This window comes from Citrobacter sp. FP75, from assembly GCF_018342065.1.
Lineage (GTDB): Bacteria > Pseudomonadota > Gammaproteobacteria > Enterobacterales > Enterobacteriaceae > Citrobacter.
The window spans coordinates 1,394,838-1,408,067 of record NZ_JAFDOE010000001.1; the positions used below are offsets into that span (position 1 = coordinate 1,394,838).

General features: G+C 56.5%; 14 protein-coding genes. 2 read left to right on the forward strand and 12 right to left on the reverse strand.

Annotation, left to right across the window (positions count from 1 at the left end; translation table 11 throughout):
* Positions 1–169: 169 nt before the first annotated feature.
* Complete coding sequence (sra, locus tag JQ822_RS06785) at positions 170–310, reverse strand: stationary-phase-induced ribosome-associated protein (RefSeq protein WP_181619429.1); 141 nt, start codon at positions 308–310, stop codon at positions 170–172.
* A gap of 228 nt (positions 311–538) precedes the next feature.
* Between sra and osmC the strand changes: the two genes are divergently transcribed.
* Positions 539–970: a peroxiredoxin OsmC gene (osmC, locus tag JQ822_RS06790; protein ID WP_135321831.1), complete on the forward strand. Its 432-nt coding sequence runs from the start codon at positions 539–541 to the stop codon at positions 968–970.
* A gap of 42 nt (positions 971–1,012) precedes the next feature.
* Here osmC and JQ822_RS06795 read toward each other — a convergent pair whose 3' ends face one another.
* The 6 genes from JQ822_RS06795 to JQ822_RS06820 are packed head-to-tail and all read right to left on the reverse strand — an operon-like array spanning position 1,013 to position 6,728.
* Positions 1,013–1,783 (reverse strand): 3-hydroxybutyrate dehydrogenase, encoded by a 771-nt coding sequence (locus JQ822_RS06795; protein ID WP_213132805.1) that lies wholly within the window; start codon positions 1,781–1,783, stop codon positions 1,013–1,015.
* 11 nt (positions 1,784–1,794) lie between these two features.
* Positions 1,795–3,189 carry a GntP family permease gene (locus tag JQ822_RS06800; RefSeq protein ID WP_213132806.1) on the reverse strand — a complete coding sequence of 465 codons (1,395 nt, stop codon included), beginning with the start codon at positions 3,187–3,189 and terminating at the stop codon, positions 1,795–1,797.
* Between the two features lie 43 nt (positions 3,190–3,232).
* A complete protein-coding gene (locus JQ822_RS06805) occupies positions 3,233–4,156 on the reverse strand; it encodes a 3-hydroxyacyl-CoA dehydrogenase family protein (protein WP_213132807.1) in 924 nt (307 codons plus the stop codon).
* A complete protein-coding gene (locus tag JQ822_RS06810; RefSeq protein ID WP_213132808.1) occupies positions 4,146–5,351 on the reverse strand; it encodes an acetyl-CoA C-acetyltransferase in 1,206 nt (401 codons plus the stop codon). The genes JQ822_RS06805 and JQ822_RS06810 overlap by 11 nt, the downstream gene beginning before the upstream one ends.
* A 10-nt stretch (positions 5,352–5,361) precedes the next feature.
* A complete protein-coding gene (locus tag JQ822_RS06815; protein WP_213132809.1) occupies positions 5,362–6,018 on the reverse strand; it encodes a CoA transferase subunit B in 657 nt (218 codons plus the stop codon).
* A 2-nt stretch (positions 6,019–6,020) separates the two neighbouring features.
* Entirely contained in the window at positions 6,021–6,728 is a 708-nt protein-coding gene (locus JQ822_RS06820) for a CoA transferase subunit A (RefSeq protein WP_213132810.1), read from the reverse strand.
* A gap of 142 nt (positions 6,729–6,870) precedes the next feature.
* On the opposite strand from JQ822_RS06820, the gene JQ822_RS06825 reads away from it, so the two are divergent.
* A complete protein-coding gene (locus JQ822_RS06825; protein WP_213132811.1) occupies positions 6,871–7,761 on the forward strand; it encodes a LysR family transcriptional regulator in 891 nt (296 codons plus the stop codon).
* Between the two features lie 27 nt (positions 7,762–7,788).
* Here the strand turns inward: JQ822_RS06825 and JQ822_RS06830 are convergent, their stop codons facing one another.
* The 5 genes from JQ822_RS06830 to JQ822_RS06850 are packed head-to-tail and all read right to left on the reverse strand — an operon-like array spanning position 7,789 to position 13,226.
* Positions 7,789–8,727: an ABC transporter ATP-binding protein gene (locus tag JQ822_RS06830; RefSeq protein ID WP_213132812.1), complete on the reverse strand. Its 939-nt coding sequence runs from the start codon at positions 8,725–8,727 to the stop codon at positions 7,789–7,791.
* Positions 8,720–9,706: an ABC transporter ATP-binding protein gene (locus JQ822_RS06835; protein ID WP_213132813.1), complete on the reverse strand. Its 987-nt coding sequence runs from the start codon at positions 9,704–9,706 to the stop codon at positions 8,720–8,722. Before JQ822_RS06835 ends, JQ822_RS06830 begins: the two co-directional genes overlap by 8 nt.
* Positions 9,703–10,596, reverse strand: a complete 894-nt coding sequence (gene ddpC, locus JQ822_RS06840) for a D,D-dipeptide ABC transporter permease (protein WP_213132814.1) — start codon at positions 10,594–10,596, stop codon at positions 9,703–9,705. Before ddpC ends, JQ822_RS06835 begins: the two co-directional genes overlap by 4 nt.
* A complete protein-coding gene (locus JQ822_RS06845; protein WP_213132815.1) occupies positions 10,593–11,615 on the reverse strand; it encodes an ABC transporter permease in 1,023 nt (340 codons plus the stop codon). The genes ddpC and JQ822_RS06845 overlap by 4 nt, the downstream gene beginning before the upstream one ends.
* Before the next feature lie 48 nt (positions 11,616–11,663).
* Positions 11,664–13,226, reverse strand: coding sequence for an ABC transporter substrate-binding protein (locus JQ822_RS06850; protein WP_213132816.1), 1,563 nt, complete (start codon positions 13,224–13,226; stop codon positions 11,664–11,666).
* Positions 13,227–13,230 lie beyond the last annotated feature (4 nt).

Genomic DNA, 13,230 nt, shown 5'->3' on the forward strand with positions numbered 1-13,230 from the left:
TCTTTTTTGAATAACCCTCCCTGGCACTCTTTATGATCGTAGGTTGCCTTCCGCCAGGGAAACGGGCGAAGTATAAAGCATTGTGAATGGCTTAAGGGGTTTTATAAGCAAAAACACCACTGCGGTTGCAATGGTGTTTATCTCGTTATTCAGTGTGGCGTGCAGAAAACTACTTGGCGTCAGCGCGGCGTTTTCTTCCGGTAGGGTTGTTGACCACGCTGGTTTTGTCGCCTTCGGTCACGGCTTTACGTTGATTGGAGATTTTGTGGTCCAGTCCAAGAATATGACGGGCCTGACGGTTCGATTTCATTCTAACTCCTTAATCCTGTTACTGGTTTCAAGGGCGAGCCCGTATGAGAACGGACGAAATACAACCTGATAGAAAGCCGATGTTTAGAATAACGGCTTTCTGGATGGTCGGTCATTTAATGTGAAAGGTCAATGCTTAAGCGGTAAATGCAGAACTATCCTGTATGTGTCATGCATTTTCCCAGACGTCCTATACTTGTTACTCCGACGACAACACAGGAGAACGGTAATGACTATCCATAAGAAAGGTCAGGCACACTGGGAAGGCGACATCAAGCGCGGTAAAGGCACCGTGTCGACCGAAAGTGGCGTGTTGAATCAGCAACCGTATGGGTTTAATACACGATTTGAAGGTGTGAAAGGCACCAATCCTGAAGAGTTGATTGGCGCGGCCCATGCTGCTTGCTTCTCGATGGCGCTTTCGCTCATGCTGGGCGAGGCGGGATTTACCCCAGATGCCATTGATACCACTGCCGATGTTTCTCTGGATAAGGTAGATGCAGGTTTTGCCATCACCAAAGTGGCGTTGCACAGTGAAGTCGCCGTGCCAGGCATTGATGCCGCAACCTTTGACGGCATTATTCAGAAGGCGAAAGCCGGATGTCCGGTATCGCAGGTACTGAACGCGGAAATTACGCTTGATTACCAGTTGAAGTCCTGATGGCTGCGTGCCGGATGCGACGCCGCATCCGGCCTGCATAACTTACTGCGCCACCCAGCCGCCGTCCATATTCCACGCCACACCGCGCACCTGTGCGGCAGCGTCTGAGCACAAAAACAGCGCCAGCTCTCCCAGTTGCTCCGGGGTGACAAACTCGCGTGACGGCTGCTTTTCCGCCAGCAGAGCGTCACGAGCGGCTTCAGGCTCAGCGCCTTCGGCAATGCGTTTGTCGATCTGCTGCTGCACCAGCGGCGTCAGCACCCAGCCAGGGCACAGCGCGTTACAGGTCACGCCGGTCTGCGCCGTTTCCAGCGCCGTGGTCTTGGTTAATCCCACCACGCCGTGCTTCGCCGCGACATACGCCGATTTGTCTTTTGACGCCACCAGCCCATGCACAGAAGCGATATTAATGATGCGTCCCCAGTTACGCGCAAGCATGCCGGGGAGCGCCAGACGGGTGGTGTGGAAAACGGAAGACAGGTTAATGGCAATAATCGCGTTCCATTTTTCGACCGGGAAGGTCTCCAGCGGTGAAACATGCTGGATCCCGGCATTGTTGACCAGAATATCCACGCCGCCAAATTCGCTGTCTGCGTAGCGCATCATCTCAGCTATTTGTGCTTCATCGCTGAGATCCGCACCGTGGTAGCCAGGCGTTTTGCCATACTGCGCCACGGCGTCTTTTGCCGCCTCTGCATCACCAAAACCGTTAAGAATAAGGGTGGCACCGGCTTTCGCCAGCACCTGCGCGATGCCTAATCCGATCCCGCTGGTAGAGCCGGTAACCAGGGCAACTTTTCCCGTTAAGTTCATGATGATTCTCCTTAAACAATTCCGGTGGTGTAGAAAACGCCGATCACAAAAAGCACGGCCAGACTTTTAATTATGGTAATGGCGAAAATCCCGCCATATGCCTGACGGTGGCTGAGACCGGTAATAGCCAACAGCGTAATAACCGCCCCATTATGCGGCAGGGTGTCCATACCACCACTGGCCATCGAGGCCACGCGGTGGAAGACTTCAAGCGGAATATTGGCGGCATGGGCGGCGGCAATAAAGGTGTCCGACATTGCCGCGAGCGCAATACTCATCCCGCCGGATGCCGAACCGGTGATCCCGGCAAGCGTGGTGATGCTGATGGCTTCATTGAGCAGCGGGTCGGGGATCGCCGCCAGCGCTTTTGACAACACGAGGAAGCCTGGCAGGGCGGCGATCACTGCGCCAAAACCGTATTCTGATGCGGTGTTCATTGCTGCAAGGATTGCGCCGCCAACCGCCGTTCGGCTACCTTCCGCCAGCCGACCTTTAATATTGCGGAAACCAAAAATGACGACCAGCAAAATCCCGGCAATCAGCGCGGCCTCCACCGCCCAGATAGCGGTGATCTTGCCAACTTCGGTGGTAATTGGCTTGGCAAGACCCGGCAGCTCCAGCTGATGCGTCGTGCCATAAAACACCGGGATCCAGCGGGTAAACAACAGGTTAAACACGCCGACCAGAATCAGCGGAGAAATCGCAATAATCGGGTTTGGCAGGTTAATGTTATCCGGCGTTTCAGGCTCGTTTAACAGTTCAGTGCCATAGCCTTCGTTCTTTGCCTGCGCTTTGCGACGCTGACGCTCAAGGTAAATCAGGCCAACAAAAATAATAAATAGCGATCCTATCAGCCCGAGCCAGGGTGCGGCCCAGGCGTTAGTCCCGAAGAAGCTGGTCGGGATAATGTTCTGGATCTGCGGCGTACCAGGCAGAGCGTCCATAGTGAAGGAGAACGCGCCCAGTGCCACAGTTGCCGGGATCAGCCGCTTAGGAATGTTACTCTGACGGAACAGTTCAGCCGCGAACGGATACACCGCAAACGCGACCACGAACAGCGATACCCCGCCGTAGGTCAGCAGCGCGCACACCAGCACGATCACCGGGATGGCGTGACGACGCCCGAGGATGTTGATGGCGGCGGCGACGATGGAACGGGAAAAACCGGATAACTCGATTAACTTGCCAAACACCGCTCCCAGCAAGAACACCGGGAAGTACAGCTTCACAAAACCGACCATTTTTTCCATAAACAGGCCAGTAAAAGCAGGGCCGACGGCGCTGGGTTCAGTCAGCAGAACAGCACCTAATGCCGCGATGGGGGCAAACAGGATAACGCTGTATCCGCGATAGGCTGCCAGCATCAGCAGGCCCAGCGCTGCCAGGGCGATTAATACACTCATCATGACTCCTCAATATCATTGTTATAGTGGGGTACAGAAAGAGAAGTTACGGTTTCAGGGCAAAGCGCAGCTGATGCTCTCTGCGTTGCTGGATGTATTCCTTGCGCGAATCATCCCAGCGATAAAACCCCTGACCACTGCGCAAGCCGGTGTCACCGCGGGCAACCTTATCAGCAACCAGCGACATCATGTCGCTGCCGGTAGCGAGCGTTGGTAGCAGATGTCGACAGATGTCCTGCACTGTAGAAAGCCCGGTCATGTCCGCCGCTTCCAGCGGACCGACCATCGCGTAGCGGCGTCCAAGCGAGGCGCGCATCACCTGGTCCACCACTTCAGCGCTGGCAATACCGCTCTTGACGATATGCAGGGCTTCGCGCAGCAGGGCAAACTGCAGACGGTTGCCGACAAATCCCGGCGCGGCGCGGTCGAGCACGACGGCCTCAAGCTGTATGGCGACGAGAAATTGCTGCAATTCGCTGAGATATTCCGGCTTCGTTGCCGTGCCCGGCACGATTTCGACCAGCGGGATAAAGTGCGGCGGGTGCCAGAAATGCGCGATCAACAATCGCTCAGGATGCGCGAGTTTTTCCGCCAGCGCATCCGGCGGCAGGCCGCTGGTATTACTGGCGATAATGGCTTCAGGTGAAATCACGGCTTCCAGTTGTGTGTACAGTGCGTGTTTAAGCTCGAGTCGTTCCGGGATCGCTTCAATCAGTAATCCTGAGGCGGCGATATCCGCCAGAGAAGTTGTGCCATGCAGTCGCCCAAGTACCGGTGTTTTTTCAGCGGCGGCAAACTGTTCGGCGGTAATCAGTTCATCCAGAATGCTGCTGGCGACAGCCGTCATTTCTGCAATGCGGTCGCTATCGGTGTCATACAGCCAGACATTGTGACCATAACGGGCGAAGTGGGTGGCGATGCCGACGCCCATTAACCCGGCCCCCAGTACGCTGATGTGATTAGTCTGCATGTTGTGCTCCTGTTGGACGTTCCACCGTCAGCGCCACGCCATGGCCGCCGCCAACACACAGCGTGGCCAGCCCTTTGGCGACGTTGCGCCGCGCCATTTCATGCAGCAGGGTGACCAGAATACGGCAGCCGGATGTGCCAATTGGATGACCGAGTGCAATCGCACCGCCGTTAACGTTAACTTTGCTGCTGTTCCAGTTCAGCGATTCGCCGACCGCCAGCGCCTGTACAGCAAAGGCTTCATTGGCTTCGATCAAATCCACGTCATCCAGCGTCCAGCCAGCACGCTTCAGGCACTTCAGCGATGCCTCCACCGGGCCAATACCCATGATGGCCGGATCAACCCCCGAAACGGCATAACCCGTGATTTTTGCCAGCACCGGAAGATTTAATTCAGCGGCTTTGGTCGCGCTCATCAGCATCACCGCCGCCGCACCGTCGTTTAATGAGGACGCATTGCCTGCCGTCACCGTGCCGTTGCCGGGGCGAAATGCGGGTCTAAGCTGCGCCAGTTTTTCTGCCTGGGTATCCGAGCGGGGTTGCTCATCGCGGTCTACCACGCGTGGCGATTTTTTCCCTTGCGAAACGCTGACCGGGGTGATTTCCACGCTAAAACGACCGGCTTCCATGGCGGCAGCCGCTTTTTGCTGGGAGCGCAGGGCAAAGGCGTCCTGCTGTTCGCGGCTGATGGCGAATTTATTCGCCAGATTTTCGGCGGTAATGCCCATATGGTAGTCGTTGAACGCATCCCACAGTCCGTCATGCACCACGCTGTCTTTCAGGCTGGCGTGACCCAGACGCAGGCCGGCTCGCGCGCCGTCGAGAAAATAGGGCGCATTGCTCATGCTTTCCTGACCGCCCGCAATCACGATATCCGCATCGCCGCAGCGAATAGCCTGTACCGCCTGATGCACCGCCTTCAGCCCCGATCCACACAGCAAATTGATGGTTGTCGCGGGCGTGGTTACCGGTAAACCGGCACGTAGCGCCGTTTGTCTGGCTGGATTCTGGCCGCAGCCGGCAGTCAGGACCTGGCCTAAAATCACCTCGTCTATTTGTTCTGGTTCTACGCCGGTTTTTTCTAACAGGGCGCGAATGACGGTTGTGCCTAACTCTACGGCAGATAGCGACGCCAGTGCGCCATGAAAACTGCCAATCGGGGTGCGCGTTGCCGCGACAATAACAACATCCAGCATGGTCAGATCCTCAGTTAAAGTGCATTTCTGGCACATTTTCGGGAACGATCAGCTTGCCGGCGGTTCTGGCAATGATGTCGTCCACGCTGACGCCCGGCGCCCGTTCGCGCAGAATGAACGCGCCATCGGCGATTTCCAGCAGCGCCAGATCGGTCAATACACGTTTGATGCAGGCCACACCGGTCAGTGGCAGAGTGCAGGCGGGCAGCAGTTTGGACTCACCGCTCTTTGAGGCATGGGTCATCACCACAATGATGTTTTCAGCTCCGGCCACCAGATCCATTGCGCCCCCCATGCCTTTCACCATTTTTCCGGGGATCATCCATGAAGCGATATTGCCGTTCGTGTCCACCTCAAATGCGCCGAGCACCGTCAGGTCGACGTGGCCGCCACGGATCATGGCGAAGGACTGCGCAGAGTCGAAAATTGCCGCGCCTTTACGCGCCGTCACGGTTTGCTTCCCGGCGTTGATCATGTCGGCATCAAGTTCGTCTTCGGTTGGGAACGGCCCCATGCCAAGTAGACCGTTTTCCGATTGCAGCATCACGTCCATGCCGTCCGGGATATAGTTCGCCACCAGAGTGGGGATGCCGATACCGAGGTTGACGTAATAGCCGTCGCGCAGCTCGCGGGCGACTCGCATCGCCATTTGTTCACGCGTTAACATGGTCAGGCTCCTTTCTGGCGTAGAGTGCGTTGTTCAATACGTTTCTCGAACTGACCCTGAATAATGCGATTGACGTAAATTCCGGGGGTGTGAATAGCGGCGGGGTCCAGCTCGCCGGGAGGCACAATCTCTTCCACTTCCACCACCGTGATACGCCCGGCAGCCGCCATTAACGGGTTAAAGTTCTGCGCGGTATGGCGGTAGATGACGTTGCCGTACCAGTCGGCTTTCCAGCCCTTGACCAGCGCAAAATCACCGACGATCGCCTGCTCTAAGATGTAAGGACGCCCGGCAAATTCGCGCTCCTCTTTGCCTTGCGCGACTGGCGTGCCGTATCCGGTAGCGGTGAAAAAGGCGGGGATCCCCGCGCCGCCTGCACGTAACTGCTCCGCCAGCGTGCCCTGTGGCGTCAGAATGGCTTCCAGCTCACCGTTCAGCACCTGCTTTTCGAACAGGGCATTTTCACCGACATAGGACGCCACCACTTTGCGTACCTGGCGCGTTTCCAGCAGTACGCCGAGACCAAAGCCATCGACGCCGCAGTTGTTTGATACCACGGTCAGACCCTGAACTTCCCGACGGCGTACTTCTGCAATCAGGTTTTCAGGGATCCCGCATAAGCCAAAACCGCCCGCCAGCAGCGTCATGTTGTCGGTCAGTCCTTCCAGCGCCTGTTGATACGTGGCAACCCGTTTATCCAGTCCAGCCATACACTTGCCCCTCCAGTTGTCCCTGGCGACATCATTGGGGGTGAATAATGATTTGTTAATTTTAAATTTGTGACTCACTCATTGGGTTTTTTTATCAATTTAATGTTAACTAAAGGTATTCAATAGGTTAAAGGAATGAGCAATGAGAATGAGCATCAAACAGTTACGCGCGTTTTTAGCGGTAGCTCACACTCTGAATTTTGCGCATGCCAGTGAACGACTGAATATGTCGCAGCCCGCGTTAAGCCTGGCGATAAAAGGACTGGAAGAGTCGCTGGGTGGCGCTTTGCTGCTGAGAACTACCCGCAAGGTGACCCTGACGCAAGAGGGTGAAACGCTGTTGACCATGGGGCGACAGCTGCTTGCCGACTGGGAGAATACCGAAGAAGCGATGCGCCAGCGCTTTACGCTGCAGCGCGGTAAAATCTCGATTGCCGCCATGCCGTCATTCGCCGCAAACGTGCTGCCGCCGGTGCTCAAAACGTTTCGTGATTCCTATTCCGGTATCAACGTCACGGTGCACGACGTGATTAACGAGCAGGTGATTGAAATGGTCAGTGAGGGGCGAGTCGAGATGGGGATTGCCTTTGAGCCGGACTATACCGGACACCTGCATTTTACTCCGCTCGGGATGGATCGTTTTATTGCCATCGTCCCGCCGACCAGTCGTCTGGCGGGTCGGGAACGCATTGCATGGAAGGAGCTGCTGACGCTGGATTTCATCACGTTGCAACGGCCGTCTGCCGTGCGTCTGATGCTGGAAGAACAACTGGTGCAAAGCGGTCATGCGCTGGAGGTGGCGCTGGAGAGTCATCAACTGGTGACCATTGGTCGCCTGGTGGCGAACGGTTTAGGCGGTAGCGCCGTGCCCGCGCTGTGCCGCACGCAGATGACCGAGCTTGGCGCAACCTGTATTGAACTGGACAGCCCGGTGATCCAGCGGCGTATTGGGATCCTGCGCTCTGCGCATCATAAGCTGTCGACCGCGTCTGAAATGTTGGTGGACTCACTGAAAAAGGCGTACCGGGCCTGATGTGCCCGGCACCATACGCCCACTCGGTCAGACTCTGTTAACCACCCGCCAGCAGCGGACTTCGCTATCGGTCTCACTCTTTAGTAATAGCTGTTTCTTCTCGCATCCCTGAGTCGCCAGCGGGCAGCGGTCGCGGAAATAGCATCCTTGCGGTAGCGTCCGGTTTCCCGGTAATTCGGTTTTACGTAGCACCAAATCTTCCGCCAGCGGCGCGCCGGTTTTGGGAACAGAATCCAGCAACAGACGCGTATACGGATGTTCCGGATGGGTTAATACCTGCTGCGCATTGCCCAGCTCGACAATTTGCCCCAGGTACATTACCGCCACGCGGTCGCTCATATGCCGCACTACGGATACGTTATGAGAGATCAGCACGTAGGTCAGGTTTCTGCGCGCCTGAAGCACAACCAGCAGGTTGAGAATTTGCGCCTGCACGGAAATATCCAGCGCCGAGGTGGGTTCATCGAGCACAATCACATCGGGCTCTGATGACAACGCTCGAGCAATAGCAATACGCTGGCGCTGGCCGCCGGAAAACGCGTGCGGCAGACGGTCGAGATATTCTGGACGGATGCCCACCTGTAGCGCCAGCTCTTCGGCCAGCGCGCGGCGTTGACGTTCGGAGCTGTGTTTCTGGATCCACACCGGTTCAGTGATAATCCGCCAGACCGGTAGGCGCGGATCAAGCGAGGAGAGCGGATCCTGAAAGACCATTTGCATGCCGCTGTGTTTTTCCGCGCTGCGGCCGCATTGCCCCTGACTCGGCTTGAGCATGCCCATCAACAACTGCGCCAGCGTACTTTTGCCACAGCCAGATTCGCCAACAATGCCCAGCGTTTCCCCCTGACGGATCTGTAAATCCATCCCGTTGAGCGCATGCACGCGCTCAGTAACCTTGCCAAGCCAGTTTTTACGGGTAGGGAAGTTGACATGAACATCCTGTAACGACAATAAAATGTCAGTCATGGATTGTCTCCAGTTGTGGATACCAGCAAGCGGACTGCTGATCTAAAAGCCCCTGGCTGCGTAACGCCGGGACAGCCTCACACTGCACACCGGCGGCATAACAGCGTTCGCGGAATGCGCATCCAACAGGCAATTGGGTTAAGTTCGGTACGGTTCCCGGAATAGCGGGCAGCGGTGCGCGAGGCTCTCCGTGTTCCGGCGCGCATTTCAGCAAGCCAATAGAATAAGGATGCGTCGGGTGTTGAATCACTGTATGCGTCGGGCCGCTTTCAATCACGCTTCCGGCGTACATGACGTACAACCTGTCGCACAATTGCGAGACCACCGCCATATCATGGCTGATAAACAGCACCGCCGTGCCGCTGGCCTGCGCTTTATGCTTCAGCAAGCGCAGCACCTGTAGTTGCACCGTTACATCCAGCGCGGTGGTTGGTTCATCGGCGATGATCAGATCCGGCTCGCAGGAAAAGGCCAGCGCGATCATCACGCGCTGGCGCATACCGCCGGAAAGCTCAAACGGGAAGCGCGACATGACCTCGGCGGCGTCCGGAATTTGCATCTCTTCCAGTAACGTGATGGCTTTCTGACGGGCATCCGTGCGGCTGAGTGATTGATGATGGCGGATCACCTCCACCATTTGCTGACCAATTCTCCGGGTCGGGTTGAATGCCGTCATCGGCTCCTGGAAAATCATCGCCACACGAGCCCCGCGCCATTTGCGCATCTGTTTCTCGCTGGCATTCAGCACATCTTCACCGAGCAGCGAAACACGCCCCTGGTGAATGCGATAGCTGCCCTCCGGCAGCAGGCGCATGGCGAGCATGGCGGTGACGGATTTTCCGGAGCCGGATTCGCCGACCACACCGACAATCTCGCCCCGGTTGATGTGCAGCGAGACGTGGTTCAGCGCGTGGACGTCGGCTTTATAGCCCGGGAAGCTCAGGTGTACATTCTCAATTTCCAGTACGGGTTGGGTCATGACTGTTTTCCTCCGGCTTTCGGGTCCAGCAGGTCACGAATACCGTCACCAAAGAGATTGAAACCTACGGCGGTAATCAGAATGGCCGCGCCGGGAAACGCGCAGTACCACCACTGGTCAAGTACGTAGTTGCGACCAATCGCCACCATCGCTCCCCATTCCGCGCTCGGTTGCTGCGCCCCAAGACCGATAAACCCGAGCGTGGCGGCCATCAGGATCGCACTCCCGATGTCGAGCGACGCCTGTACGATCAGCGGCGGCAAGGAATTACGTAAGATATGCCAGCTAATCAGATGCCAGCGGGACGCACCGTAGGTACGGGCCGCCTGCACAAAGGTAAACTGGCGTACCACCAGGGTTTGCCCACGCGCCAGGCGCACGTAGAAAGGAATGCGCACAATCGCGATAGCCAGCATGGCGTTAAACAGGCTGGGTCCCAGCGCGGCGGCAAGCGCCATCGTCAGCACCAACGAGGGGATCGACAGCATCACGTCCATCATGCGCATAATAATCGCATCAGCACGTCCGCCCATCACGCCGGACAGACAGCCGACCAGCGAGCCAATTCCTCCGGCGATGCCCACCACCACCAGTCCGGCGACGATCGACTGCTGGCTGCCAACCAGCACACGACTGAACAGATCGCGGCCCACCTCATCGGTACCAAACCAGTGCGCGGCAGAAGGCGGCAGCAAACGCGCGGTCAGGTCAATGGCGTTGGGATCGTAAGGCGTTATCCACGGAGACAGCACCATCATTAACAGCATCAGCACGATGATCACCCCGCCAATCAGCGTCAGCGGACTGCCTTTAATCATCCAGAACAGTTTTGCCCAGTCACGGCGGCGGGCGGGTGGCGAAGCCGCAGGCGTTTCTTGCGAGAGCATCATTGTGTACCTCCGCGTCCGATACGCGGGTCAATCCACAGGTAGAGTAAATCCACCACCAGGTTAACCAGCACATAGGCAAAGGAAACGACCACGGCAAATCCCATTACCGCCGGGAAATCGAGCGCCTGAATGGATGTCACCACCCAGGCGCCCATACCCGGCCACGCGAAGACCGTTTCGGTGAGTACCGCGCCGTAGAGCAAATCTCCCAGTGCCAGGCCGAGAACGGTGATGGAGGGGATCAGCGCGTTGGGCAGTGCATAACACAAAATGATGTACCAGCCCGGTAAACCGCTGGCGCGGGCGGTGCGGATATAATCTTCGCTAAGCTGTTCGAGCATGGCGGAGCGGATCTGGCGGGCGACAATCCCCAGATGTACAAAGGCCAGCGTCAGGGACGGTAATATCAGGTGCTGGAGCGCATTGAAAAACACCTCACCACTGCCTTCCAACAGCGCATCTATCAGGTAAAACCCGGTAACGTGCGTCGGTGGTTCCAGCCAGTCGTCAAGCCGTCCACCGCCGGGCAAAATTTGCAGATGACCATAAAACAGCACGATAACCCCGAGGCCGAGCCAGAACGCCGGTGTCGAAATGCCGGTGATTGCCATCAGACGCACAAGGTGATCGAGCCAGCGGTTACGCCAGACTGCGGATAGAATCCCCAGCGGAATACCGATAATCAGCGCCAGCAGCAGGGAGCAAAAGGCCAGCTCAAGCGTGGCGGGGAAGAAGACGCGTAGCTCGTCCATGACCGGACGTCCGGTACGAATCGACGTGCCTAAATCTCCCTGAAAAACATCGCTGACGTAGCGAAAAAATTGCACGTACAGCGGCTGATTGAGGCCCAGCTGTTGGCGAATGTTTTCAACAATTTCATCGCTGGCGCGATCGCCGGCCAGCAGCCGCGCGGGGTCGCCCGGGATCAGGTGCGAAATAATAAAGGTGATCACGCAAACACCGGCCACCACCAGGATAAGTCCCCAGCAGCGCTGGCGTAAAATGCTCCAGAAAGTCATTGGCTTCCCCTTGCGGAGCCAATGCGGCTCCGCATAAACGTGGTGAGATTATTTACTCATGGTGGAGAGATTAAAGACCTGTTCCAGCATCGGGTTGAACACAAATCCTTTGACGTCTTTGTTCATCGCCAGCTGGTAGTTTTTCTGGAATAAATAAACGTAGGCCGCTTCATCAATCACGATAGTTTGCGCCTGCTGATAATCGTTGGTTCTGGCAACCTGGTCAGTGGTTGACAGCGCACTGCGCAGCAGCTTATCGACATCGCTGTTTTCATAGAATGAACGGTTACCCGGCAGGCCTTTCTTATCGGACTCAAACCAGTAGTTCATAAACATGTATGGGTCAGCAAAGTCCGGACTCCAGTTGCCAATGGCGATGTCGTAATCACCTTTCCCGACGCGATCACGCATGGTGGCGTTCGCCAGTTTCTCCAGCTTCACTTTGATCCCCAGCTTGCCAAGACTGGCCTGAGTGGCGAGAGCAATCGGCTCCCAGTTTGGATCATTATCCGAGTACAGGAAGCTCAGGCTGTCAGGCTTGGTCGCGACTTTGTCCCATTCGGCTTTGGCTTTGGCTTCATCAAAGCTGTACTGCATCGCTTTTTCATCAAAGCCCCACATGCCTTCGGGGATCGGGCCGCGCATCTGCTTACCGTTGCCGCTGAGGATCCCATCCACCATCCCCTTATAATCGGTTGACCACGAAATGGCACGGCGTAAATCCACCTGGTTGAGCGGCGCTTTACTGTTGTTCAGGTACAGGTAAGTCACGCGCAGCGACGGATAATCCGCGACCTTGACTTTGCCTTCTTGTTTTAAAGCGGCAAGCTGGTCGACGGGCAGCGCATCGGCGATGTCGATATCGCCGCGCGACAGTTGCAGACGGCGGGAGGCGCTTTCACCGATGATTTTTACCGATACGCGCTTAAACACTGGCTTTGGCCCCGCCCAGTGTGGGTTAGGCACCAGCACCAGCTGCTGTCCTTTTTGCCAGCTCTTCAACATGAAGGGACCCGAGCCCGCCGTATTCTGGGCAAGGAAACCGCGCGCATCGTCAGCGGCATGTTCTTTTAAGATGAGCGGGTTGATTATCGAAGCCCCGTCATTCGCCAGCGTGTACAAGAACGGCGCGAACGGCTGGCTAAGGGTAAACTTCACCGTCGTGTTATCGATGGCCTCAACCTTCAGATCTTTCGGGAATGCTTCAGCTGGTCCCTGACCAATTTTGAGCAAACGTTCAAAAGATTGTTTTACCGCATCAGCCGTTACCGGCGTTCCGTCGGCGAATTTGGCATCGTTTTTCAGGGTGAAGGTCCATTCTTTCTGATCGTCAGACGCTTTCCAGCCGCTGGCTAAATCACCTTCCACTTCCGTAGAACCTTTGTCGCCTTCGGTTTTGTACTGCACCAGACGCTGGTAAGACGGGTAGGTCACCGTCCAGTCGTTGTTATCAATCGTGACGGCAGGGTCGAGCGTTTGCGGGTCGGCGGCTTTACCAATCACCAGCATATCCTTGGGCACCGCAGCCTGCGCAGCGGGCAGGGCCGCCGCTAATGCGAGCGCTATCAGAGCGGGGCGAAACAGCGATGTTAAGGCGTGTGTTGTCTTCATAACC